Origin of the sequence: Thermophagus sp. OGC60D27, assembly GCF_052400625.1 — a bacterium.
In the GTDB taxonomy this organism is placed as follows: Bacteria; Bacteroidota; Bacteroidia; order Bacteroidales; family Marinilabiliaceae; genus Thermophagus.
Map to the genome: position 1 here is coordinate 93,655 of NZ_JBQTGH010000003.1, position 25,833 is coordinate 119,487.

The window sequence follows — 25,833 nt, forward strand, 5'->3', positions numbered from 1 at the left end:
AATTTCTGTAAGAGAATTCTCTGAAATAAAAACAATGTTTTCTGTTGAAATAATCCCTCGAATTCAGCCACAATTCTGGCCTCTTCTTGCAGATACCATTCATTGTCTCCATAAAGGTTAAGCAGCGTAATTTCAATTATCTGGCTCTGAGTATTGACGCTATACTCATAACGAATTATTGTTTCATGAAATTTGGAAGCAATAATTTGTAATTTATTCTTTATAATTTTTTTTAGGGGACATAAAACCAAAGTAGTGTATTAGATAATTTGCTGGATAGCTCATAGAAAAGGAAGGTACAAATTTGCCCATTTTCACCAGTATAAAATTAGGTTCATTCATTGGTCAGATGGAACTCACATGACTCAGGGTATATAGACACTCTATTGTGACTATCTTACATTGTCATGCTCGCTTCATCTGATTTCAAAATATATAGTTTTCCTCATAAAATTGAAAGAGGATGGTTTGAAAAAACAGTATTATTTTGTCCTTCACTCTCTATGACCCCATTAATGAATTAATTTCATTATCAAGGCAATACCTCGTCAACCTAATACCTGAAAAGTATGGAAAACAGGAAGATGAAACTAAACAATCCCCATTACTTCCGTCATTCAACCTCACCAACTATGTCGTGGAGCACCCCTCCCCCTTCACCAATAAGAGTCAGACACCCATTAGGGTGTCTAATAAGCACCTATAGGGGTGTCTGGTAAACACCTATAGGGGTGTCGGATAAACACCTTATAAGGTGTCCGGTTTCAACTGCCTGCAGTTGAGATCGTCAGTTGTTTAAGAATAGGGCTTGGAATAAATTTTAACCCGAAAATTGCCATAGAACTTGGTCGTGAGAATTAAAAGTGCAATTAAGAACTTGTTGAAATGAGGCATCGCATCGCTATGGTGAATGGAAACAAGTTAGCTTGCGACTTGATTGGCAGCAATTTTGATTCGTAATAGATTTTCTAATGCATTTTTCGGGTTTAATGGCAGAAATAAAATGGCGTATCTAAAATGTCTAATTTTCACTCTGGTGAACTCTGTAAAACACAAAAATTCCCCAAAGTGTACATAGCGTTTCAGAGAAAAACACCATGTAACACCCTGAGGAATTTTGATAAAAAGATGGATCGATTGTTAGATTCTAGATTATTAAACTATTAGACCTAAGCCCAATTACCGGATGACCGAGTAGCCTAATAGCCTATTTTGCCTGTTTTCACTTCAGCATATTTCCCAATTTGATGCCGAAATAGAGGGTTCTGGGAAGCGATGGTCCATACACATAGGCGGGGTCGCGGTCCACACCTGAATCGAAATCATCCTGATACGAGTTGAAAATATTCTTCATACCCGTATATAATTGTAGTTTGGCACCGTTAATACGAAAAGTATAACGCAGTTTCATCCCAAAATCGAAGAAAGGATCGGATTCGCGCAGGACACTTTCGTTGTAGGGAACCAGCATCGAGCCGGTATAATTACCCGTAGATGAGACACAAAAATTCTTGAAGGGATCCCAATCGATGGTAAAATACCCATAGGTATCCGGCGTACGGAAAAATCGGGTCTCGTTCAGCTCATGCACCTCTTCATATTCACTGCTCTGAAGGGTAAAACCGCCTTTAAGCTCCCATTTATCGGAAGGGACCAGGTTGGCCTCTATGTTGATTCCCTTCACCACAGCCCCTTCTTCGGCATTGACACGGGTATAGATGACGGTACCATCCTCATCGGGCTCTCCAAATTCGTTGGCAAAGGCATTATCCAGTTGGGTATAGAACCCTTCGACCAAAACCCCCAGGAAGGCTTTACCCACCTGTTGGTTGAAATCGAGCGACAGCATGTAGCTATGACTGGTTTCCTGTGTGAGGTCATCGGCATTTTCATGAAGGATTTTTTTGGCTCCCGAAGTCTCGATATGCAAATCCTCATCAAAAATCTGAGGTGCCCGGTATCCCTGCGAATAGCTGGCTCTGGCCTGTAGTGATTTCAGGATGTCGTATTTCAGGGTTATTCTGGGACTAAAAACATTTCCGGAAGTGGAGGTATTTTCGGCCTCATCTTCGATGGTATAACGATCGAAACGGGAACCGACAGAAATGTTGAGTTTATTAATATCCCATTCGTACTGAGCAAAAAGGCCGAACGTATTGGTTGTCTGGTCGGCCACCATACGATTGGGGACATAAGGTCCGTTTTCAACGGTAAAATCAGGGTCTTCCAAATCGGGATATCCCAGCTTTTTATCCTTTAACCGGGCACCGATATCTTCGATCCCGACCAATAGGTTTGAATTCCGAAAAACTGCATTATACTGAGCACCCACGGTATAGGAAAAGTCTTTGGTATTGCCATAATCGGCCAAGGATTGCTCAGCGCCATAGTAGGAGTCTCGAACCACCTTTTGCCCGGAAACATAAACCGACAACTTATCAGCTTCGCCAAAGAAACGATCATAAGCCAGTGCACCTGTCGTAATGTTGTGTTCCACCGCTTCGGTGATGTCAGCCATATGTTCGGGCATGTCAAATTTGTTACCCCCTCTCCTGCTTTCTTTAATATTGAAAAAGTCGGCCGTCAATTTATCCCGCGTTCCAAACCTATGGAAGATTCTTCCTCCGAAGGTGGTATTCTTCAATTCTGTAAGTTCGGAAAAAGAGTCATTGTTGGCATCGAAGGGTTCACGGTCGCGAAAGAAACCATATACCGCCATTCCGGTTTTATTATCATTCGAAACCACCGATGCATTGAAATTGACGGTATAATCCTGTGAAGGATCCCCGGCACCATCCATCCCAATCCCGGTAATGCTGTTTCCCGTTCCAAACTCATAGGAATTGTTAATGGGATCTTTAAGAATAAGGTTGATGGTTCCTGCAATGGCGTTGCTGCCGTAGAGGGCCGATCCCCCACCCCTGATGACCTCAATACGCTCAATCATATTGGAAGGGATCAGTTCCAGTCCATACACCCCGGCCAATCCGCTAAAAATGGGGCGGCTGTTGATGAGGATCTGAGAGTAGGGACCTTCCATCCCGTTCATGCGAACCTGTGAAAAGCCACAATTCTGACAGTTGGACTCCATCCGCAACCCCGGACAAAAATTAAGGCCGTCGCTTAACGTAACGGCCTGCGCTGTTGCAAAAAGCTTAGGGGTGAGCGTATTGACAATGGTAGAAGATTCCTGACGGTTCGATTCGTTACGATCGGCCGTAACCACGACCTCTTCAACGCCAAGTACATCTTCCTGAAGTTGAAATTTAATTTCTTTGGTATCATTGGCTTTCAAGTCAACTTCCACAACTTGTGGTTTATAGCCCAAAAATTGAGCTTTCACCCGGTGATGCCCTACCGGAAGGTTGATAAGCCGATAATGACCGGTTTCATCCGTGGCCGTACCAATAGTCGTATTGACAATACTGACATTGGCAAAAGGAATATGATTTCCGTTTTGGTCCACCACATGTCCTACGATATTGGCATCCGATCTTTTTTGTTGAGCTTGAGCAATACTAAGAAATAATACAGTGATAATTAATAGAAATGATCTTAAAAAATTCATGTATCTAATAATTTGGGTTTAGTTTAACTTTTGAAATTTGTGTGGAAAAATAACGGTCACGAACCATGTCCTCAGAAAAATTGTTGAAGCACTGATTCAGCCATTCCGAAATCACTCAAAGGCGACCAAAAGAGAGTGATACGATTAATAGAGAACGGTTGAAGAACAAGACAATACTCTCCCTCTTCCGGTCATTTATGCTCTGTTTTGTCGCTCCAATCATTGGAAAAGAAAATGGCGTTTCATCCGCATTTAATATATCTAATACATTGGCCTGATGGAACTCGCATGATCATCCGTTTATACATGTTTCTATTGTGACAACTCTTTGTTGTCATGCTCGTTTCAGCCGTTATTCCACAAAACAGGACTTCCATACAAGACCGGCCAATATCAACAAGCCGGAACACCCTTTGGCCTAAAATATAACCGCAAGTAAAAAATCGAGGAATGGCAAAATCAATGAGACAAACATGGTGGATCGCGCCCTTGACGAACCACCAAAAAAGAAGAAATAAAGATGGTCTCATCGGCAATAAAAAAGTCCTGTTTGATCAAAAGATGCAACAGAGCTATTGCCAGGAAAAGAATGGGAAAAAGAAGGGTTAAACTGTCAAAAAAATGATATTGAGCACCGGTATGATGGTGAGCATTCACCGGTATATCCTTTTGATCCCCCTTCTGAAAAGGATGTGAGTGAACAATCACCTCTCCGTTGGCGTCAATATGCGTATGAATAAATAGAGCCTGATTGACAACAAGCATTGTCGAAACAGCGACCAAAATAAGCGCTGTTAATCGAATAATTCTACTATCAAGGCCTTCTTTCATGAAGGCAAAAATAAGAGTTTTGTTGGTTTATTCCTTGGGTTATTGATAAGCGCGTTTAAAAATACCAAAAAAAAGGGATAGAAATATTGAGGTCAGGCAATGCCTTTCAAAAGACTTAGAGACCTTCCTGAATATGGTATTCAGCCAATTATCGATCAGCCGTTGACCAAATTCCATGTTTCCGACTGAGGATGAAAATTAACAACAATAAGCTATTCCACTTCAATATCCATCAAAATATGGTCTTTCATCACCGGGCTTCCTGCCTGAACATTCAGATTTTTAATAGTTCCATTGACGGGGCTTTGGATTTCATTTTGCATTTTCATGGCTTCCAACACTAACAGAGCCTCTCCCTTTTTCACTTTTTGTCCGGGTGTTACCATTACTTCCATAATTTTCCCCGGAAGCGGTGCCGTAAGCTTCAGTGCGGCAGAAGCAGCTTGCTCTTTGATTTTTCTGGTTCTTCTATGAGACGATTCAGAAGTGATTTCAAAACTGTAGGTATTACCGTTGACGGCAACGATGCATTTGTTTTGTTTCAGCCGAATAATTTCCCCTGAATGCTGTTTGCCGTCAATATTCACCATAAACTCATCGGAATCCACTCTCTCCAACGACATTTCATGTTGGGTTTTGCCAATCTTTTGAATGCTTCCTTTATTAACATCTACAGGTATTTTTTTGCCTTCGATCAATACGATATATCGATTGTTTCGTGTCTTCATCCGTATAAAGTTTTTCTATTTAATGGTTCTAATGAAACTCGCCCAGTTAAATTATATTCTTACCCCGATGGTGCGGTGGCATTTGCCTTTTTGCCATGTTCGTTTCATCCATTTAAAAGCCAGGAACCATTTGATAAATATAACGTCCCTTCGCGGCTAAATGACGAACAAAAATAACCATTGGCACATGACCGGATTGTTATCGTGGCTCACCATGGTGGTTTTGGCAGCACCGCAATGCGTGCTGTCTTACTTAAAAAAACGACTCAATCGCCAGGGACTCACCTTCTTTTCACTGATCTGTTGATGATCAATGCTATTAATTTCATTCAGATATTTAGTCATGCCCAGATAAATGGCTGCTACCAATTCATTATCTTCCTGATAAAAGTTTTGTTCCAGTTCCTTTTCAATGAAAGAAGTGGAATAATTCCCCTCTTTAAAGGCATCGTTGTTAAGAACCATTTTGAAGAAAGGCAAAGTTGTTTTCACCCCTTTAATTTTGATGTTGTTAATGGTGCTCATAGCCGTTTTCAGGACGGATTTTCGGTCGGGCCCTTTAACAATCAATTTGGCAATCAACGAGTCGTAGCAGGAAGGGATAATATCGCCGTCCACATAACCTGAATCTACTCTGATGCGTCGTTTTCGCGGGAATTTAATGGTATCAATAATGCCATTGTCGGGCGAGAAATCGGCTTGAACATCTTCCGCGTTGATGCGAAACTCAATGGCGCACCCTTTTCGCTTAATATCCTTTTGAGTAAACGCCAGCTTTTCACCATTGGCCACTCTGAATTGCTGCTCAATAAGATCAATACCTGTTATTTCTTCGGTAACGGGGTGCTCCACCTGAATGCGGGTATTCATCTCCATAAAGAAATGATTCAGATGCTCATCCACAAGGAATTCAACCGTACCAACACTATAATATCCAGTGGCTTTACACAATTTCACAGCATCCTGACCTATTTTGTTACGTGTCTCATCATCGAGGGCGGGCGACGGAGCCTCTTCCAACAACTTTTGGTGTTTTCGCTGAATGGAACATTCCCGTTCAAAAAGATGGACGACGTTTCCATGCTTGTCGGCCAATACCTGAAATTCAATATGTCTTGGATTTTCCACATATTTTTCAATAAACACCGCGGCATTCCCAAAAACCGACATGGCCTCACGTGAAGCTGCATTAAACATCCGCGGCAATTCATCGGGTGCATAGGCCACACGCATCCCTTTACCACCTCCGCCGGCAACCGCCTTTATAATTACAGGAAAGCCAATGGAAGCAGCTGTCCTTTCGGCCTCGGCCAATGAGGTGATGACGCCGTTACTTCCCGGCAAAACCGGCACATTATTTTTAATGGCAATATCCCGTGCAACGCCTTTATTGCCCATCTCGTCAATATGTTGATGCGATGGACCGATAAAAGCAATATTGTGATGCAGACATTCCCGGGCCAGAGCCGGATTCTCCGATAAGAATCCATACCCCGGATGAATGGCATCGATATTATATTTCAGCGCCGATTCAATGATTTTATTGATATTGGTAAATACATTGTAAAAAGTTTCTTCCGACACATCGATCACCTCATCGGCCGATTTAAGGTAGGTGGCATTGGGTTCTTCATGGGTAAGAAACATAAAGGTCTTGATACCCATTTTTTTTGCGGTTTGAGCAATTCGAATGGCTATTTCGCCCCGATTGGCTATTAAAACAGACTTTATTTCCATAACAACGAATTCATCTTATCTAAAAAATTGATTGCTCTTCTCTAACAACAGCAAAGTCGGTCCGACTTGCCCGATCATTTAGAGAGGTATGTTGCCGTGTTTTCGGGAAATTCTTTCCTCATATTTATTCTCCAGCAAAGCAAAGGTGGATATTAGTATCCTTCTTGTATCGGCGGGATCAATCACTTCGTCAATAAATCCTTTTTCCTCTGCAATGAAAGGATTCGCTATATTTTCTTTGTAGTCCTGAGCCAGCTTTTTACGTAATGCTTCAGGATCTTCTGCTTTGGCCAGCTCTTTTCGGTTTAATATTTTCACAGCACCTTCAGGTCCCATAACTGCCATTTCAGCTGTTGGCCAGGCAAAATTAAAATCGCCTCCCATGTCTTTGCTATTCATGACGATGTAAGCGCCACCATAAGCTTTTCGTAAGATCACGGTAATCTTTGGAACGGAGGCCTCGGCAAAGGCGTAGAGAAGTTTGGCTCCATGCATAATGATGGCATTGTGTTCCTGATTCTGGCCGGGCATAAAGCCGGGGACATCTTCCAGAACCAGGATTGGAATATTAAAAGCATCGCAAAAGCGCACAAAACGGGAAGCCTTGCGTGCGGCACTAATGTCGAGCGTTCCGGCCAGAAATTTGGGTTGATTGGCTATAATTCCAATCACCTGATTATCTAATCGCCCAAACCCGGTAACAATATTTTGTGCAAAATTTTCGGCCACTTCAAAAAAGCTGCCGGTATCCACTAAACGGGTAATGATATCGGTAATATCGTAAGGTTTACCGGAATCATCCGGAATAATCAGAGAGATATTATCCAGTCTTGGAGGTTCAATATCGTCACGATGAGCTACCGGCGGATGTTCCACATTGTTGGAAGGCAAATAAGAGAGTAACTTTTTAACGCCGAGAAGGCAATTCTCTTCATCCGAATAAACAAAGTCGGCCACCCCTGAAGTTGAAGAGTGAATATCAGCTCCTCCCAATTCTTCAAATGAAACCTCTTCGTTAAGCACTTCCTTCACCACTTCCGGGCCGGTAACAAACATGTGGGAAGTATTCTTAACCATAAAACGGAAATCGGTCAATGCCGGGGAATAAACGGCACCACCGGCGGCAGGACCAAGAATAACGGATATCTGAGGGATTACCCCCGAGGATTGGACGTTTCGTTTAAAGATACCCGCATAGCCGGCCAAACTGGCCACGCCTTCCTGTATGCGCGCCCCTCCCGAGTCAATAAGTCCAATGATTGGATATCCCATTTTCAAAGCAATATCCTGTACTTTTTGAATTTTTTTGGCATGCACATGCCCAAGAGATCCTCCCAAAAAATTGAAATCCTGAACATATAAGAGAACCTTCCGACCATTGATCGTTCCAAACCCACAAATGACCCCATCACCATAAAAATCTTTACTGGGATCTAAAGACTTAACAAAGGCATCTATTTCCACAAAACTTCCTTCATCCAAAAGCAAGTCAATACGCTCTCTGGCGGTCAGCTTTCCCTTAGAATGCTGTTTGTCGTAGTAATTACCGGAATATTGGTTTTCCAGCTTTTCCTGTCTGGCATAAAACTTCCGGTATGGTAACCTGTTGTCTTGCATAATATTTTACATTAGAGCATTCAAAACTTTTTAAAGTACAAATCATTACCCCAATATCAACAGTGTCAGCTGAGCATAAACAAAGGCTATGGAACTGGTATTCTCCAAGACTGATTTCTCAACATTTACCCGCAACAATAATCTATTATTCAACCTATTGTGGTTCGATATTGGTTCATCAATGTCCATAATAAAAACCCAAAAGAAATGGTAGCAACCTTAAGCCACCGGACAATACCTTCCATAAACAATGGTTTCTCAAAATTGTTTTCCGGCACCAATGACCCTATTGAGTTCTATCAACCATTAATTCTTTGTGGAAAATAGCTTTAGTAGTAGTAAAAAAATAAAACGGAACCGCTTTTACAGAAAGAAACAGATCAGGATGTTTTGCCTAAAACCAACACATATTAAACGCCAAACACCCTTTTTTTCGACATGCATAGTTATCTATTTTTTCATGCGGCTCCGTTAAATTTGGGCTAAGTAAGGTTAACAAAGGAAAATTACACCTTGTCAATTTATGGGCAGATAAATCATTCCTGTTTCTTGCACTTTAAACAGAAAAGCCGACAAGGATGCGTTTCCCTATACATTATCCAGCTAAGGGATTTCAACTCTATTATGCTACGATTTGTTCAAATTTAAGGACGCATTAACTGGTTGAGACCTTACCTTAAGGAGTTCTTGAACCACCAATTAACAGTAAAAGATTTCCCATTGACTTATTAGGGGCCATATTAATCCGCCCGCATTTGAATGGGGTGACAACAACACATAAAGCTGCATTTTTCTTCATTGCATAGCATTTTAAGATGAGCAAAAATTTTAATGCAACTCCCGGAAAAAGAAATGGACAGGAAAATATCGGTTGTTTTGGGGATACTCTGCCTCTCCTTTGCTTTTCGCCCGAAAGCTACGGATCAAAATTTTACCGGCAGGTCTTCTGGCTCGTCCTGTTTTGATGGCCTTCTCAACCGTATATGGTCAATGGCATTGCAGGTATCAAAACACGTTAAGGACTTACAGCTGCGGGGACAGCTCCTGACTTTCACAGGATTCCCTTTTAATTTCTTTTTAATTGATTATCAAAAAGAAAGCCGATAAATATTGGTATTATGACAAAAGCAAATATAGATAATTTTCTTTGATCGTTCCATTTTTATATTGGATAATTTATCTTTTTCTCTCTATCTCTAAATATCCTCGAAGCTTTCTTTTGCTATTAAAAATCACAATAAATGGGGATTGTTGTTTTAGACGGATCAGCCCATTTTTGAGAAAAATTCTTAATCACGATGAAAATAATCAACAAAACAACCAACGGCACTATTTTTAGATGCAACCAATGCAACAACATCCACATTGAATACAATAACCTAAGTTTTTCCTTTTCTCCTTCCCAATTCAATTTTTTTGTGGATTTCTTCAAAAACATCAAAGCCAATCATTGGGAGAAGATGAATGCCGCCTCCCCTTATTCCAGAAAGATCATTATTCCTGTGCACCATCGCAACATTACTCTTTTGATGAACGCGCAAGAAGTAAAAGAAATGAGAGTATTACTGGGGATTGAAAAAATTGACCTTGAACGCTGCCCATTTCCAAAAATAGCCTTGGAAACATGTATCAATTAAACCTTCACCCACTACCACTAGATTTCAACCACATAGAGATAGCACAGGCTGGTCAGAGTAGCCAACCCAAAGCTCAATAAGGTGCCTATGAGCATATATTCAGTAAGTTTTCGGTCTTTTGCCCTGGAGATATCGCTGAATCTGAAGATCGATTTTGCGGCGATCAGAAAACCAATAGCCTGCCATTGGTGAAAGACGATGAAAGCAAAAATAAACAGGCGCTCCAGCATGCCAATATATTTTCCGGCATTTGGCAACGACTCATTGGGGCTGAGTTCGCTAAAAGACCATCCGGACATTAAGGTTTTGACAATAACCGATGAAACCGATGTAAGCATCAAGAAGGTGCTTATGAGCAACAATACAGGAAAAGTAAAAAGCCATTGGACGTTGAAAGAAAAGGGTTCATATAGATCCACCAACAGGATAATGACCATCAGATGAAAAAACTGGTCTGCCATAAAAAGCAATCGGGGATTAATGTTTTTCTCCAGCTTTAACTTAATCCCGTCAATAATAAAATGGCTGGCAATAGAGATTAAAACCAATGGCCAATAATACCACTGAAACGCCAACACCAGCCATAGAAAAAAAGCATGAACAACAAGGTGCAAGTAAAAGAACCCGGATTGAAACTGTTTCTCCCTTTTCTCTTTTACCCATTTATCGGGCTGAAAGACAAAGTCGCCCAGAAAATGGGCAATTAAAAGTTTTAATATCAGAGAAGTCATAGGCCGGCCATTTTTTCTCTGTAAAACCCATCCAATTGTATCATTTCGTTAAAGCCTCCTCTTTTGAGGGCTTCGCTGGTATTGCTTTGGGAAATACCAAGCTGCTGTGCAATATCATTTTGATTACTATCAGGATGCTCAATAAAGGTTTTTATTACAGTGGCCACTTTAGGCGTCCAGCTATTGGCGGTTAAAAGAGCCAACTTAAGCATAATATTCAGGGCTTTATCCGTTTCAGGATGATCTGTCTTCAATGCCAAGGTTTGCTTTTTTAATTGGTCAAAACATTCGCCTGAAAAAATAAAAGCCGGTCCGTTGGATTCAGTGATTCTTGACGACCAATGAGTCACCTCCCCTATTCCGATAGCCATGCGAACATCTAGTTCACTAACACATTTCATAGACGCTTTAATGTGCAAGGCAGCCATCAATGCAGAGGAAGGTTCCACCATCAATTGAAAACTATCTCCACGAAAGATTTCCCACGCCGAAGGTTCCTCGCCATATTGAACAAGTACAGATTTTAGCTCTTTAATCCAACTTTCTGGTTCTTTGTCGCGAGATCTTATTATATCACCAGTTATTACAGCTCTCTTCATTGAATTCAAATTTATTGATTTTTATTCCAAAGTCAAACCCGTAATTCAACATTCCTAAATATCGTCCTTAGAACCGATAATCACAAATATCGGCTCTTAAACCGATAATCGCAAATATCGGCTCTGAGACCGATAATTTTAAATATCGATTCTCAAGCCGATAATTCATTCATTTGTATAATACAACCCGTATAACTCAATTTCATACGTAATCTTTTAATGCCAACCCTATTGTCATGTTCGAATCATATCTAACTTATCATTCGCTATATGTTTCTCAAGAAACATTTGGATTTTCGATGAATACCTTTAATATTGTGAAGACGAATAAAATTAGGTCCGTTTCAATTTTTGGGAAAGAAAGCACCTAACCTTTTATTAGTATAAAATAAATTAACTCATTGGTCTAAAGCAACTTACATGACATGCTAAAATTTCATGCCGGTTCTTTTAGGGCAAACATTGCCAGAGTCAATTCATACGAGCATTGAATTGATCAATTAAGCTATAATTATCAAACCAAACAGATACACAACTCTATGTCCGTTAAAATTCTAGCCACCGGAGATCTTCATATTGGCAAAAGATCCTCTGGTCTGACAAACGATGCCGACGAAATGGCCACCAAACACACCTGGGGACGAATTGTGGATATGGTCATTAACAATGACTTCAATATATTAGTTCTCACCGGTGATATAGTGGATCGGGACAACCGCTATTTTGAAGCAATAGGTCCGCTTCAGAGTGGTTTTAGTCGACTCAAAGAAGCCGGGATTCCCATATTTATGGTCGCCGGCAATCACGACTACGACGTATTGCGTCAGGTCGCTGACCCAACAAAGTATGAAAATATTCGTTTTTTAGGTATCAACGGAAAGTGGGATATAAAAACCATATCTGTAAATGGTCAGACCATAAGATTTGCCGGATGGTCATTCCCCGCCCAGCATGTCGTGACCAACCCATTACAGGAGTTAGATATCGACATTTCTGAAGAGCCCACCATAGGCTTACTTCACAGCGATTTAGAATCAAACAACAGCCACTACGCCCCGGTAAGAACAGAAAACTTTTTGGAACACCCCGTTGACGCATGGATTCTGGGACACATACATAAACCTCAGATCATTCGAGACACGCCTCCTATCGTGAGATATCCGGGTTCGCCTCAGGCGTTGAGTCCCAAAGAACAAGGGATACATGGACCCTTGCAAATTATAGTAGAATCAAAGAACAACATCCATATTGAGCAGATCCCTCTTTCACCGGTGAGGTATGAAACCATTTCAATTGATATATCAGAGGCAAAAAGCGAAGAGATACTCCGAAAATGGGTAGTGGACAAAACACTTCAATACAAAGAAAACAATAGAACCAATTTATTGGAAACCCGTTTTCTGATTCTGGATATTTTATTAATTGGACAGCACCCCAATGTTGGTAATGTAGAGGCCTGGATGTCAACCATACAGGACACTTTCAACTACGACTATGAAGAAGGGATAAACATAACGGTAAGAAAAGTGGACTACGACATCATGCCCACAATAGAGCATTTGTCGGACCTTGCCAAAGAGTCTTCACCAGCCGGTCTGTTGGCCGAAACCATTCTGGCCATTCAAAACGGACAATCTACTCCTCTGCTCAATCAGTTAATTAAGAAGTGGAAAAATAGTGTTGAACGAATCAATAACTCCCCCACTTATCATCGGTTAAAAACCAACCATAGAATAGTTAAGCCTGACGACCATACAGCCAAAAGAGAAATTCTAACCCAATGCCGAAGACTGCTGGCAGAATTGTTAATCCAAAAGTCTGAAAAATGAACAAGCAACCATATATCATCCAAAAACTGCACATTCAAAAACTTCCGGGCATCCCTAACGGTTTAAAACCTTTTGATAACCTGGCCCCTAATATTAATATTGTATCGGGACCAAATGCCTCGGGAAAAAGTTCTACAGCCCGCATCATTCAACAATTGATCTGGCCGGGTCATACCAATGAAATAAGAGTCAACGCGTCGGTACTGCTCAACAACAGAAAGCCGTGGGAAATAAATATTGACGCCGACCACGTAATGCTTCTTCACGATGGCAAGCCCGACACCATTTCGGGACTACCGGCAGCAGAAAGTTCTCATCGCTATCTTCTGGCCCTTCAAGATATGATCTCCGAGGAAGAAACGGAGGCGGCCCAAACCATAATTCGGGAATCCATTGGGGGTTACGACCTTGAAGCTGCTAAAAACAAATTGGACTATACCCCTACAATCCTTTCCAAAAACATAGGCAGTTACAAGCACTTGGAAGAAATCATCAGAAAATTCCACAATTCATTAAGCCGCCAGGAAAAAATAAAAAGAGAGGAAGAAAACCTCACTAAACTGTACAAAGAAAAAGAGGATGCTGAATTGGCAGGCAAAAAAAGTTCCTTTTATAAGCTTCTTTCCGAATATCTGACCTCCAAAAATGCGCTAATTGAAACAGGTGAGGTACTTAAAACTTTTCATCCCTCAATGGAAAAAATTTCCGGAAAAGAACCGGATTTAATAGAGAAACTGGAATTACAAATTAAAACATCAGAAAATTCCATTGCGAGGGCACAGGTTGAAATTGAGCAAAACACCCAAAAATTAAATCAATTAACAATCCCTGAATCGGGACTGATGCCCGGAACCATTGAAGAGCTGGAAAACAGAACAGTTCGAATAGCAGAATTACATCAAATTATCCATTCAAACAGAGAAGAAATTGCTAAGCTGGAAATCCGGGTACAAGAAGCTTTAAACAACATCGACCATGAGATCGATCCTTCTGAATGGCAAGGGATTGATCTGAATGGTGTGGGACAGCTGGACCATTTTTTACAAAAAGCCACCCCGGTCTTAAATAAAAAAACACGTTTAAAGGCTGAATTAGAGCTTCTTGAAGATCAATTCTCCCAATGGGACCACCCCAAATACGAAAGCGACAAGATTAAACATGCCATCAGCACGCTAAATAGTTGGCTGACGGAGCATCCAGAAACAAAAGAAACGCCACAATGGCTGATTCCTGCACTGGTAATTGCAGGATCCGTTACGGTTCTGGTAACCTTTTTCATCGGATGGCCCGGTCTGATAGGGATAGCTCTGCTGGCAGGTTTATGGGTTTACTCATTGTTCGCTTTCTCGGGTCAAGATAAGCTAAAAATCAGGGAAGATGACTTCCTAAAATCTGGGATAACCCCTCCCGCCGAATGGAAAAATCAAGAGGTTGTCAACAGAATAAATGAATTGGTTAAAGAACTGCATGACGCGAAGAAATGGGAAGAGATTACAGAAAAGAAACGAGACCTGACCAGACAGCTAAGTGAAATAAATATCCAATTGGATGAACTCCGGCATGTCAGGGAAAAACTGATCCAAAAGATTAAAGTAGTTCCCGGCATCAGCGATATCTCCGAAAATGATTTTCAAAGTCTCGCCTGGCTTATTGATAACATAAAAAAGTGGCAAGATGCCCACTTAAAACTTATCTCGCACCAAAGAAAAACAGAACAGCTGCAAGCAGAACTGAATCAGCAGTTGGAAGAGTGTAACAGAATTTTCACCTTAATGGGTTTCGAAGAAGCTTCAGATCTCCAGCAAATCAAAGCCAGATTGTCTGAACTAAAAACACAGGAAAAAATCCACAACGAACTGACCCATAATATTCAACAAATCGGAATAGAAATAAACTACCAACAGAGGACTTTGCAAACCGCTAAAAATGAACTGAATAAAATTTATTCAGAGCTTAACTTCACTGAATCAGATAAAAACAAAGTTCTTCTTTTATGCGGACAACTGAATGACTTCAAATACCAAAAGGATCAATTCCTAAAGAGAAAGGCAGGCTACGAAGAAAAGAAAAAAGCACTGGAATCGCACCCCCTCTTTTCCGACTTTGGTATGAAGACAACTCAAATAACCCCGGAAGAAGCGTCCTTAAAAGCTGAAGAGTTTGCACGCATTGCAGAAAATTGGGAATCGATCATCAACCGTATCAAAGAGATAGAGAATAGTGTTAAACATCTTACACAGGGGCACGAATTGGAAGAACAACTGGCTCAAAAAGAAACGGCACTGGATGCTCTTCAGAACGTTTACCTCAAAAACATGTCGGGAATAACTGGACATCTGATCGTTGAGGAATTAAAAGAAAAAACAAGGGACCAGAATCGGCCTCAAGTATTCAAAGGCGCCAATAAGCTTTTTAACAAGATTACAGCCGGACGCTACGAATTGCGCCTCAATGATGAAAACAAAGCTTCATTTTCGGCCTATGACACCCTGCTCAAAAGGGAACAGCCTCTTTCAGAGCTTTCAACCGGCACTAGAATACAACTTCTGCTGGCAGTTAAACTTGCATTTATAGAAAAACAGGAGGAGTCAATAAAACTCCCTTTATTGGTCGACGAACTTCTAGCCAATAGCGATGACGAAAGAGCAGCTGCCATTATCAGGGCTCTAATTGCCATCAGTGAGGAAGGAAGGCAAATTTTCTATTTTACGGCCCAGGATGATGAAGTCAGAAAATGGTTGTCATTTTTAAAACAACACAACGATGTCGGGTATAGTTTGATTTCCCTGGCAGAAGATGCTCCCTCTACTGCCCCTCAGAATCAAGATTTACAAAATATGGTGCAGGATATTGAACTTTTTCACGCCCTTCCATCCCCCGAAGGCAAGAGCCTTTCTGAATATGCCAGATCCATTGAAGTCCCTTCCTTTGACATCCTGTCACATCATGTTGAAAAACTACATCTGTGGTTCCTGGCAGAAGATGAAGATGTCAACTGGCTGCATCAATGTCTCTGCCGAGGCATACGTCATTGGGGACAGCTACACAGCTACATTCAAAATAACGGTATTATTCCGGACCTAAGTGAAATAAAATGGCAAGATATCAAGCATAAGGCAGAATTACTTTCGCAATTTCAGGAATTGTTCTCCATTGGACGACCTAAACCTGTTAACCGAGAAATTCTATTGCAATCAGGTCATATCTCCCATAAATTTATTGACTCAGTAACCGATAAACTGGTAAAACTGAAAGGCAACCCCCAAATGCTCCTTCAAGCGCTACAAAATGGTGAGATTACAGGTTTTAGAAAAGCTAAAATTCAAGAATTGGAAGAGTTTTTTATTCAACACAACTATATTGATGAAAACGAGCCTCTTCCCTTCAGCGAAATTCTAATAAAGCTTCAGGCTTTTATCTCTGAAAATAATATTAACCCGATAAGCGCAGAAAAATTTTTAAAGAAAGTGATATCTTATCACCAAAATTAATCTCCAATATAAAAAACCCCCTTTAAAAGCCTGGGACTTAATGTCCTTCTTTCAAAGGGGGTTTTTAGTAGCTATTTTATCCCCAAGATTATTTATATCAGGGATTAATTCTGAAGAAATCCTTTATTGATTACCCTTCCATTTTAGCCTTCAAGTTATTAGCCAGTGTTTCCATAAAGGCTTCCGTATTGAGGTAATGCTCTTCTTTCATATCTTTTCCGTGGATGGTAAGGGCCAAATCTTTGGTCATCTTTCCACTCTCGACAGTATCAATACAGGTTTGTTCAAGCGTGTGGCAGAAATTAACCAGCTCTTCATTGTTGTCAAGTTTACCACGGAAAGCCAGACCCCGAGTCCATGCAAAGATAGAGGCAATAGGGTTGGTAGAAGTCGGTTTTCCTTGTTGATATTGGCGATAATGACGAGTAACGGTACCGTGGGCTGCTTCAGCTTCCATGGTTTTTCCGTCCGGGGTAACCAGGGTGGAAGTCATCAGCCCCAGAGAACCAAAACCTTGTGCAAGAGTATCGGATTGAACATCACCATCATAGTTTTTACAAGCCCACACAAAGCGACCGTTCCATTTCAGGGCAGCCGCAACCATGTCATCGATCAAGCGATGTTCGTAAGTAATGCCTAATTCTTCAAATTTTTCTTTATAATCGCTTTCATAAATCTCTTGGAAGATATCTTTAAAGCGACCATCGTATTTCTTCAAAATAGTATTCTTTGTAGACAGATAAAGGGGCCACTTCTTCATGATTGCCTGATTGAAGCAGCTATGCGCAAAACCGCGAATACTCTCATCTGTATTATACATAGCCATAGCGACACCATCACCTTCAAAGTCATAAACATTAAATTCCTGAGTTTCTGAACCATCTTCAGGCGTAAAAGTGATGGTCAGTTTACCCTTACCTTTGGTCACAAAATCGGTGGCACGGTATTGATCCCCGAAAGCATGACGACCAATACAAATAGGATGTTCCCAGCCTGGCACCAGGCGTGGCACATTTTTTATAAGAATGGGCTCCCTGAATACGGTTCCACCAATAATATTACGAATGGTACCATTTGGGGATTTCCACATTTTTTTCAGTCCAAATTCTTCGACACGCTTTTCATCCGGGGTGATGGTTGCACACTTGATGCCCACATGATATTTCTGAATAGCTTTAGCAGCATCCACCGTAATCTGGTCATCAGTAGCATCTCTACTTTCGATACTCAGATCATAGTATTTAATATCTAGGTCTAGATATGGAAATATAAGCTGTTCTTTAATCATCTTCCATATGACCCTGGTCATTTCATCACCATCGAGTTCAACTACCGGATTTAGTACTTTAATTTTCGCCATTGTTTAATTATTTGTATTTCAATTCGGTCAAATAAACACTTAAATATTGACAAAGTTCAATTCAACACGGAATAATTATTCCAGATCCAGATTGAGGGCATCTTTAAGTTTGTTAAGTACAGGGTTTTTTTCGGCCAATAATTTATATTTATCAGCAGCAGTATAAGCCTTTGAAGGCTCTTGTTCCTCACGTACATATTCCACTTCGAGCTGCACCCCTGCATTTTTCAACTCCCTTCGAAGAAAATTCAACAATGGCCCCTTCTCCCTCATCAACTCCACTTCTTGTGTTTCATTTTGAAGCGGAAACACCACCACTTGTTTCCCTTTTAATCTTGGAGTATGGGCGGTTAACATGCTGAAAAGCCTGGGATTATTAGCCTCTACCGTATGTGCATATTTGCTCCAGACTCGTTGTAATTGTTCCGGGGTAAAATCATTATTCCATGAAGGATCTATATCAGATTTCGTCGAATCATTTGGCTGATTTACTCGGTTAGAAGACGATTGCTGAGAAATACCATTAATGCTGGTTAGTTTTTTGATGGAAAAACTTTTCAGCTTTTTGGCGGTATGCCTATGCTCCGAAGTACTATCTCCTTGGGTAGAACCGGATTTTGCAGCAGAAATACCTTTAGTTCCAGTACCAACAACATGCGTTGACGCCGTTTCAGTTTCAGCTTCTACTTTTTTTTTTCTGAAATGAGCCTGGATAACTTGATAAGTGCAAATTCCGTATGCAACCGCTTATTCCTTGCATTACGAAATTGCAAATCGCACTGGGTTGCAATTTCTAACGCCTTTACCAGAAAATCCAAAGGACAAGCCTGCGCCTGCTCAAGATATTTTTGACGTACAGCAGACCCTACTTCCAATAATCCTAAAGTAGCTTCATCTTTGCACATCAAAAGATCCCGAAGATGACTGCATAACCCTGCCACAAAATGCCCTTCTTCAAATCCATGGTCCAGAATTTCATTAAGAATTAGCAAAACACGAGTCGTGTCTTCCTTAAGAAAGGCATCTATAAGTTTAAAATAGTAATCATAGTCCAGCACATTGAGGTTATCAATAACCTGCTGGTAGGAAATATTTTTCCCGGAAAAGGCAACAATCTGATCAAAAATGGACAGAGCATCGCGCATAGCTCCATCGGCTTTCCTGGCAATTACATTGAGTCCCTCCTCTTCGGCTACAACCCCTTCATTCTTTGCCACATATTTAAGATGCTCAACAGCATCTTCCACCTTTATTCGGTTGAAATCAAAAGTCTGACACCGCGAAAGAATGGTTGCTAGAATTTTATGCTTTTCGGTGGTCGCCAAAATAAAAATGGCATGTTTGGGAGGTTCTTCCAGTGTTTTAAGAAAGGCATTAAAAGCCTGTTGGGAAAGCATATGAACCTCATCGATAATATAAACGCTGTATTTTCCCATCTGGGGTGGGACACGTACTTTATCGATGAGCGAACGAATATCTTCTACCGAATTATTACTGGCAGCATCCAGCTCATGAATATTGTAGGACCGATTTTCATTAAATGCCCTACAGGAATCACATTCATTACAAGCCTCAAAATCAGAGGTTATATTTTTACAGTTAATGGTCTTAGCAAAAATACGTGCACAGGTGGTTTTTCCAACTCCTCTGGGGCCACAAAAAAGATAGGCATGCGCCAGCTGTTGATTTTTGATGGCATTTTTCAGTGTGGTTGTAATATTCTTTTGCCCCACAACTGAGGCAAAAGTATCTGGTCTGTATTTACGCGCAGAAACGATGTATTCCATAACTATTATCTATGAGCGCAACAAATATAATCAAAACCACCGGGTGTTCCAACAATCTGCTCAGCTGCGATTGCGAAGCACCTCATAAATAAGGATTCCTGCCGCAACAGAGACATTTAAAGATCCAATGTTTCCATGAATAGGAATCGATACCAGTGCATCTGCCATTTTAAGAAGCTGTGGTGAAATTCCCTTGTCTTCCGCCCCCATTATTAACGCAACCGCGTTGGGATAATTAACTTTGCGATAGTCTGTTTCCGCCTTTTCAGAGGCCGCAGCAATAAAAAATTCTCTGTTTTTCAAATGTCGAAGCACATAATAAAGGTTTTTTTCACGGCATACGGGTATACGAAACAGCGCACCAGCCGAAGTTTTTATGGCATCAGATGTAACAGAAACACTTCCCTTCTCCGGCAAAACGATGGCATCGACACCGGCGCATTCGGCCGTTCTCGCTATGGCTCCAAAATTCCGCACATCGGTAATCCCGTCCAAAATCAAAACAAAGGGGGCCTTCCCGTTTTCCAGCACTTTTTCTACCACCTCTTCGATATTCTGGTATTCAACTGGGGAAAAGTAACCAACGACACCCTGATGGTTTTTTCGGGTCACTCTGTCAATCTGTTCGGGCTTAACCCGCATACATCGGATCCCCTTCTCTTTCACCATGTCTAACAGCTCATTGGCTAATTGCCCTTTCAGACTTTGGCTCACCAACACTTTATCCATACTACGGCCTGCCTGCAAAGCCTCCATTACGGGTCTTATACCAAACACGATATCTTTTTTCATAATTTCTTCCTGTAAATTGTTAAGTATGTATTTAGGAACCCAACATTAACTGCAACAGTTTCCAGCAAAAACAGTTTTGATTTGGTTTCCCTATTTTTTATTTAACCCAATATTTTGTTGTACCAACCAGACAATAGGATTTCTTCATAAAAAGAATTGAGCAAACTTGGACAAAACGAATCAGTCGTCCATTTCCGACCTCATTTTTTTTAGGTCTTCCATTAGGGTATGCATTTTTTCCCATTCACTCATCTTTTCCTCTATCTGTTGTTGTAATTTCTGATAATCCTCAAACAGGGAAGCATCAGTAGCATTATCCGGATTTTCTAGTTTGAGAGATATTTCCTCAATCTTTTGTTCCAATTGCGAAATGGTCTTTTCTGCAGCATCAGCGTCCTTCTCTGCCTTTTTTATTTTCTTATTGAGCTCTTTTCGTTCTGCAAATGCATTTTTCCCGCCACCAGAGCTGTTGGATTTCGTTGATATTTCAGATGTCTTCCGTCCCCCTCCTTTTGTGGATTCCAGTTCGCGAAAATTGTTCATCCGTTTCTTCTCCAGAAAATCATAGATACCCCCGATGTGTTCTTTGATTTTTTTATTAGCGAATTCACAAACACGTGTAACCAGCCCATCCAGAAAATCCCTGTCGTGCGATACAACCAATACGGTTCCTTCAAAATCCTTCAAAGCTTTTTTTAAGATCTCTTTTGATCGCATATCCAAGTGATTGGTTGGTTCGTCCAACACCAAAAAATTGACCGGTTCGAGCAATAACCTAACCATGGCCAAGCGTGTACGTTCCCCTCCAGATAATACAGCGACTTTCTTATCCACTTCTTCTCCCCGAAACATAAAAGCGCCCAAAAGATCCCGAATTTTGGTACGGATTTCACCAACTGCAACATTATCTACGGTTTCCAGAACTGTCAGATTTTCATTCAACAGCTGAGCCTGGTTTTGGGCAAAATAACCTATTTTCACCTGATGCCCGAGTCGAATGGTGCCCTGATGCTCCAGCTCCTGAAGAATAATGCGTGTTAGAGTGGTTTTTCCTTCTCCATTCTTTCCCACAAAAGCAACCTTCTCTCCTCTTTCTATGATAAAATCAATATCATCCAATACCAAATGGTTGCCATACGACTTGCGAATATGTTTACCTTCAACAATAATCTTTCCTGAATGTGGCGCCTGGGGAAACTTTATATTCAGCTTACTCTCATCAAACTCATCCACCTCAATTCTTTCCAATTTTTCCAGTTGTTTAATGCGGGATTGCACTTGAACTGCTTTTGTAGCTTTATATCTGAACCGCTCAATAAATTGCTCGGTAGTCTCTATCATCTTTTGCTGATTTCTATAGGCGGCCATCTGCTGCTCTCGCCTTTCATTTCTCAGCTCAACAAAACGGGAATAGGGCACTTTGTAATCGTAAATCTTTCCCAGCGAAATTTCCAGTGTGCGATTGGTAACGTTATCCAGAAAAGTTTTGTCGTGCGATATAACCACCAAAGCGCCATTGTAATTTTTAAGAAAATCCTCAAGCCAGGTAATGGATTCAATATCCAGGTGATTGGTTGGTTCATCGAGTAAAAAAAGGTTGGGTTTTTTCAACAAAATTTTTGCCAGTTCAATTCTCATCCGCCATCCGCCACTAAATTCAGATGTGGAACGATGAAAATCAGAAGGGCTAAAACCAAGTCCTTTCAGTGTTTGTTCTATAGTGGATTTATAATCTTGGCCGCCAAACATATTAAACCGGTCGGTCACCTCTGCCAGCTTATTAATCATGGAAAGATATTCATCAGACTGATAATCCTCTCTTTGACAAATAATTTCATTTAATCTGGACATCTCCCTTTCCAAATCCTTAATCTCTGAAAAGGCCTGTTCCACCTCTTCAAAGACCGAAAAACGATTGTCGTGTTTCATGACCTGCGGAAGATAGCCAATGGTGAAATCCTTAGGCATGGTAACACTTCCTGCGGTAGGTGGTTGAATACCATTAACAACCTTTAAAAGGGTGGATTTTCCTGCACCATTTTTCCCCACTAAGCCTATTCTGTCGTGAGGATTGATTAAAAAAGATATATCCTGAAAAAGAACAAATGTACCAAAGTCAAGTGTTAGCTGATTAACAGATACCATATATTTACGACTGATTATATTTTATTTGTTTTCGGTTTATTGGATATTTCCACTATAAGGATGAGATGGTGCCCGGCCATGAAAGGTTCCCTTAACCGTGTTATTTCCAACATCTGTTTTTCGGAAACATCATAAACCCTTTTCCCCTTAAAAACGCACACTATGCCAACTCAAACATTTGCAGTAAAACTAAAAAGAAGGAAATGATTTTTCTTCTGTATGTAACACCGGCGATGGTAATGAAAGCAAAGGAACCCTTTTCACCTTATAGTCCGGTAAAAATTTTAACAAAAAGAGGCCATCATTATATAATCCCCCCCAATTGGAAATACGCTTAAATGAAAAATTAAACTGAACAAGCTGAACATCGGTCGGTTCATTGCAATATTCAAAGTGCGGTCCTCTTTGGGTCAATGCCGAAAGAAAATAATAGGCAACATCATATCCCCATGCCCCATAACGAGAATAGCCCGAAGAGGCAGAAGGATTTTGAAAATAAGAAGATACCGCATGAGGCTCGGTATGATACCATCGACGATATTTAGCTATAAATTGATTGGTAGATTGACGATCGTAATCAAAAGCAAAAAAGGTAAATATCTGTGCATGCAAATTGAACATATCTTCCGGCTCAATGGATTGGGCTCTCAGCCATTCCGTCATCCCAAACAGATAAATAGGGACTTTATGCTTTTCCGAAATTCCGGAAAGAGTGGGAACAATCTTGGATATGGTGGCCTCATCGTTGGTTGGTACGACGACATAATTTTTGGTAGAAGGATCTAATAATGCTTCCAGATTAGTTTGATCAGACTTACCGGCCATTTGGTATTCCAGATAATTGATGCTTTTATTAAGCGCAAATTCATTATAAAACACCTTTTGCCTTAATTTTTGTAAAAAGCCGGAAGCATACTCATCCTCTCCTTCCGGAATGATTGCCAACAGATTAAAATTTTCGGACTGACGAACAATTTCTGTCGCCATCTTGTCAAAAACCAAGGTGTCAGGTGTATTCACCTGAAAAACATAGGGGTTTTTATATAATTCCGGATTGACATTTGAAAGCGGATAAACCAACTTAATTTCGTGTTGCGCCGCAAAATCCGATATCGGTTTAAGATTTTCTGAACGTGCCGGACCAATGATCAGATCCACAGCACTCAACTCTTCCTGATGGACGTTAAGAAATTCCTTCATGGTAAGCCTGTTGGAAGCAATGTCGAAAACCGAAACTTCCACATTTATTCCTTTTTCTTTTAATTGGTCCAATGCCAACAAAACCCCTTCATAAAACTCTTCAAAAACCATGGATCTTCGAGCAAGAATAGGATTTTGACGCACGGTCTTGATGGTATCACCATTTTTGATTTTTTCTACCATATTAGCTTTATCGGTGGCATTCAGATCAAAAGGAAGCAGTATTGCCATTTTTGCAGGACGCAGAACACTACCAATCCCTCCGTTACTATTACACAGACTATCACGATCAACCATTCCCAACAACAATAAAGAATCCCTGGAGAACAATGAAATTTCTTCTTGTTGATCGGGTTGTCCCGGATGATTCAGAACAAACCATTGATCTGTTGGAATTTTCAGTACCACTCCCTTTCTAAGATTAGAATAATCCACTTGCGGATTAACCGTTTTTAGAATATCCATATCAACATTGTAACGCCTTGAAATAGAAAAGAGTGTTTCTTTTCGCCTAACTTTATGGAATTCAAATAGATCATCCTCCTCCTGGGGAGCATTAATTTCTTGGATTTGTTTTTCCTGACGAGGAATCCGAAGCATATAGCCGGGTTTCAATTCATTGGGATTAAGCCCCGGATTAGCATATTTTATTTCATCGACATCGGTCTGATAGCGACGGCTAATGGAAAAGAGCGTTTGACCAGGCTGGATCTCATGATATATATATTTGTCCCCCGTAATATGACTTGCTTTGTTCTCTGAAGATACTGTACCCTGACCCCGAGTCTCCTGCTTTTTGACCGGAATTCGTATCAGTGATCCCGTAACCAGAATTCCGTTTCGCACACCGGGGTTGTATTGAAGGATATCCTCGATCCCTACACCATATTGATGAGAAAGAGAGTAGAGCGTATCGCCCGGTTTAATTTCATAGATTAAAAAGCCGTCATCGATGCTTTGAGTCGGCGAAACAGAGCGGTTTTCGACAACAGGTACTTTAATAATACTACCCACTATGAGCGCTTGTCTGCTGCCGGGATTGTTCCGATAAATATCTTCAACCCTTACGCCATATTTTTGAGAAATATACCAAACCGTTTGTCCCTTTTCTATGGTATGAAGAATAAAACGGCTGGATTTTTTGAGCTCGTCATCGTTGGAGTTCCGCCCCACAATAACAGGAATTCGTAGGATTTGTCCTTTTTGCAATTGGCCCTCCAGTCGGGGATTGGCTTCCAGTATTTCCTGCTGCGAAACATTATATTGCCTAGCTATGGAATAGAGTCCCTCTCCACCTTGAATAACATGAAGAAAAAACTCTTTCCCATCAATAATAATACGTCTTCCCGTTGCTTCACTATTTTGCGCATTAAGAGAAGTCATGCAGCACAACAGCTGTCCAACTATCACTAAATACAAGACTCGCGTTAAAAAGTTTTTCATCCGTATAAAAATTGGTTAATCCATTGGTATGATGGAACTCGCATGACCATTCGTTTACACATGTTCTTGTTGTGACAATCTCACATGGTCATGCTCGTTTCATTCGTATAAAATTATATAACTCAATGGTTCTTTATTCTTCTCCAATGTATCGGAACATGCAAAAAGAACCCGCGTGAAATTACTTACATACTAGAATTCACTATACATCAGGACAGGTCGTGACGGTTTTACATGGTCTATTTCGTGATTCAAACTGTCCATCAAAGAAAGAACCAAAGATATGGTTTTTAATAAAATTTTCTGACCATAATTTACAAAAGTAAGATCCCCAATAA

The 25,833-nt window shown here is 40.7% G+C and carries 16 protein-coding genes and 1 riboswitch; of the genes, 3 read left to right on the forward strand and 13 right to left on the reverse strand.

Going from position 1 to position 25,833, the window contains the following annotated elements:
* Window positions 1-1,222 precede the first annotated feature (1,222 nt).
* The 5 genes from ACT29H_RS04810 to ACT29H_RS04830 form a co-directional block, all read right to left on the reverse strand.
* A complete protein-coding gene (locus tag ACT29H_RS04810; RefSeq protein ID WP_444820469.1) occupies window positions 1,223-3,568 on the reverse strand; it encodes a TonB-dependent receptor in 2,346 nt (781 codons plus the stop codon).
* 459 nt (window positions 3,569-4,027) lie between these two features.
* Window positions 4,028-4,399: a hypothetical protein gene (locus ACT29H_RS04815; protein ID WP_444820470.1), complete on the reverse strand. Its 372-nt coding sequence runs from the start codon at window positions 4,397-4,399 to the stop codon at window positions 4,028-4,030.
* A 212-nt stretch (window positions 4,400-4,611) separates the two neighbouring features.
* Window positions 4,612-5,127 (reverse strand): biotin/lipoyl-containing protein, encoded by a 516-nt coding sequence (locus tag ACT29H_RS04820; protein WP_444820471.1) that lies wholly within the window; start codon window positions 5,125-5,127, stop codon window positions 4,612-4,614.
* A gap of 249 nt (window positions 5,128-5,376) precedes the next feature.
* Window positions 5,377-6,864, reverse strand: a complete 1,488-nt coding sequence (locus tag ACT29H_RS04825) for an acetyl-CoA carboxylase biotin carboxylase subunit (protein WP_444820472.1) — start codon at window positions 6,862-6,864, stop codon at window positions 5,377-5,379.
* Window positions 6,865-6,942: 78 nt separating this feature from the next.
* Entirely contained in the window at window positions 6,943-8,481 is a 1,539-nt protein-coding gene (locus ACT29H_RS04830; protein ID WP_444820473.1) for an acyl-CoA carboxylase subunit beta, read from the reverse strand.
* A 919-nt stretch (window positions 8,482-9,400) separates the two neighbouring features.
* Window positions 9,401-9,601, reverse strand: a riboswitch (cobalamin riboswitch).
* A 178-nt stretch (window positions 9,602-9,779) separates the two neighbouring features.
* Between ACT29H_RS04830 and ACT29H_RS04835 the strand changes: the two genes are divergently transcribed.
* On the forward strand, window positions 9,780-10,118 hold the full coding sequence (locus tag ACT29H_RS04835; RefSeq protein WP_444820474.1) for a DUF6686 family protein: 339 nt from the start codon (window positions 9,780-9,782) through the stop codon (window positions 10,116-10,118).
* 17 nt (window positions 10,119-10,135) lie between these two features.
* Here ACT29H_RS04835 and ACT29H_RS04840 read toward each other — a convergent pair whose 3' ends face one another.
* Both ACT29H_RS04840 and ACT29H_RS04845 read right to left on the reverse strand, forming a co-directional pair.
* Window positions 10,136-10,849 carry a DUF3307 domain-containing protein gene (locus ACT29H_RS04840; RefSeq protein WP_444820475.1) on the reverse strand — a complete coding sequence of 238 codons (714 nt, stop codon included), beginning with the start codon at window positions 10,847-10,849 and terminating at the stop codon, window positions 10,136-10,138.
* Complete coding sequence (locus ACT29H_RS04845; protein ID WP_444820476.1) at window positions 10,846-11,448, reverse strand: SatD family protein; 603 nt, start codon at window positions 11,446-11,448, stop codon at window positions 10,846-10,848. Before ACT29H_RS04845 ends, ACT29H_RS04840 begins: the two co-directional genes overlap by 4 nt.
* A 539-nt stretch (window positions 11,449-11,987) precedes the next feature.
* On the opposite strand from ACT29H_RS04845, the gene ACT29H_RS04850 reads away from it, so the two are divergent.
* Window positions 11,988-13,277: a metallophosphoesterase family protein gene (locus ACT29H_RS04850; protein WP_444820477.1), complete on the forward strand. Its 1,290-nt coding sequence runs from the start codon at window positions 11,988-11,990 to the stop codon at window positions 13,275-13,277.
* Window positions 13,274-16,768 carry an ATP-binding protein gene (locus ACT29H_RS04855; protein ID WP_444820478.1) on the forward strand — a complete coding sequence of 1,165 codons (3,495 nt, stop codon included), beginning with the start codon at window positions 13,274-13,276 and terminating at the stop codon, window positions 16,766-16,768. Before ACT29H_RS04850 ends, ACT29H_RS04855 begins: the two co-directional genes overlap by 4 nt.
* Before the next feature lie 130 nt (window positions 16,769-16,898).
* On the opposite strand, the gene ACT29H_RS04860 is transcribed toward ACT29H_RS04855, so the two are convergent.
* From ACT29H_RS04860 to ACT29H_RS04885, 6 genes are all read right to left on the reverse strand, one after another.
* Window positions 16,899-18,128 (reverse strand): isocitrate dehydrogenase (NADP(+)), encoded by a 1,230-nt coding sequence (locus tag ACT29H_RS04860; protein WP_444820479.1) that lies wholly within the window; start codon window positions 18,126-18,128, stop codon window positions 16,899-16,901.
* A 75-nt stretch (window positions 18,129-18,203) separates the two neighbouring features.
* Window positions 18,204-18,485, reverse strand: coding sequence for a hypothetical protein (locus ACT29H_RS04865; protein ID WP_444820480.1), 282 nt, complete (start codon window positions 18,483-18,485; stop codon window positions 18,204-18,206).
* Window positions 18,486-18,811: 326 nt separating this feature from the next.
* A complete protein-coding gene (locus tag ACT29H_RS04870; RefSeq protein WP_444820481.1) occupies window positions 18,812-19,915 on the reverse strand; it encodes a DNA polymerase III subunit gamma/tau in 1,104 nt (367 codons plus the stop codon).
* A 60-nt stretch (window positions 19,916-19,975) separates the two neighbouring features.
* On the reverse strand, window positions 19,976-20,707 hold the full coding sequence (rlmB, locus tag ACT29H_RS04875) for a 23S rRNA (guanosine(2251)-2'-O)-methyltransferase RlmB (protein WP_444820482.1): 732 nt from the start codon (window positions 20,705-20,707) through the stop codon (window positions 19,976-19,978).
* 180 nt (window positions 20,708-20,887) lie between these two features.
* Complete coding sequence (locus ACT29H_RS04880) at window positions 20,888-22,852, reverse strand: ABC-F family ATP-binding cassette domain-containing protein (protein WP_444820483.1); 1,965 nt, start codon at window positions 22,850-22,852, stop codon at window positions 20,888-20,890.
* A gap of 189 nt (window positions 22,853-23,041) precedes the next feature.
* Window positions 23,042-25,495: a LysM peptidoglycan-binding domain-containing protein gene (locus ACT29H_RS04885; RefSeq protein ID WP_444820484.1), complete on the reverse strand. Its 2,454-nt coding sequence runs from the start codon at window positions 25,493-25,495 to the stop codon at window positions 23,042-23,044.
* Window positions 25,496-25,833: the final 338 nt, after the last annotated feature.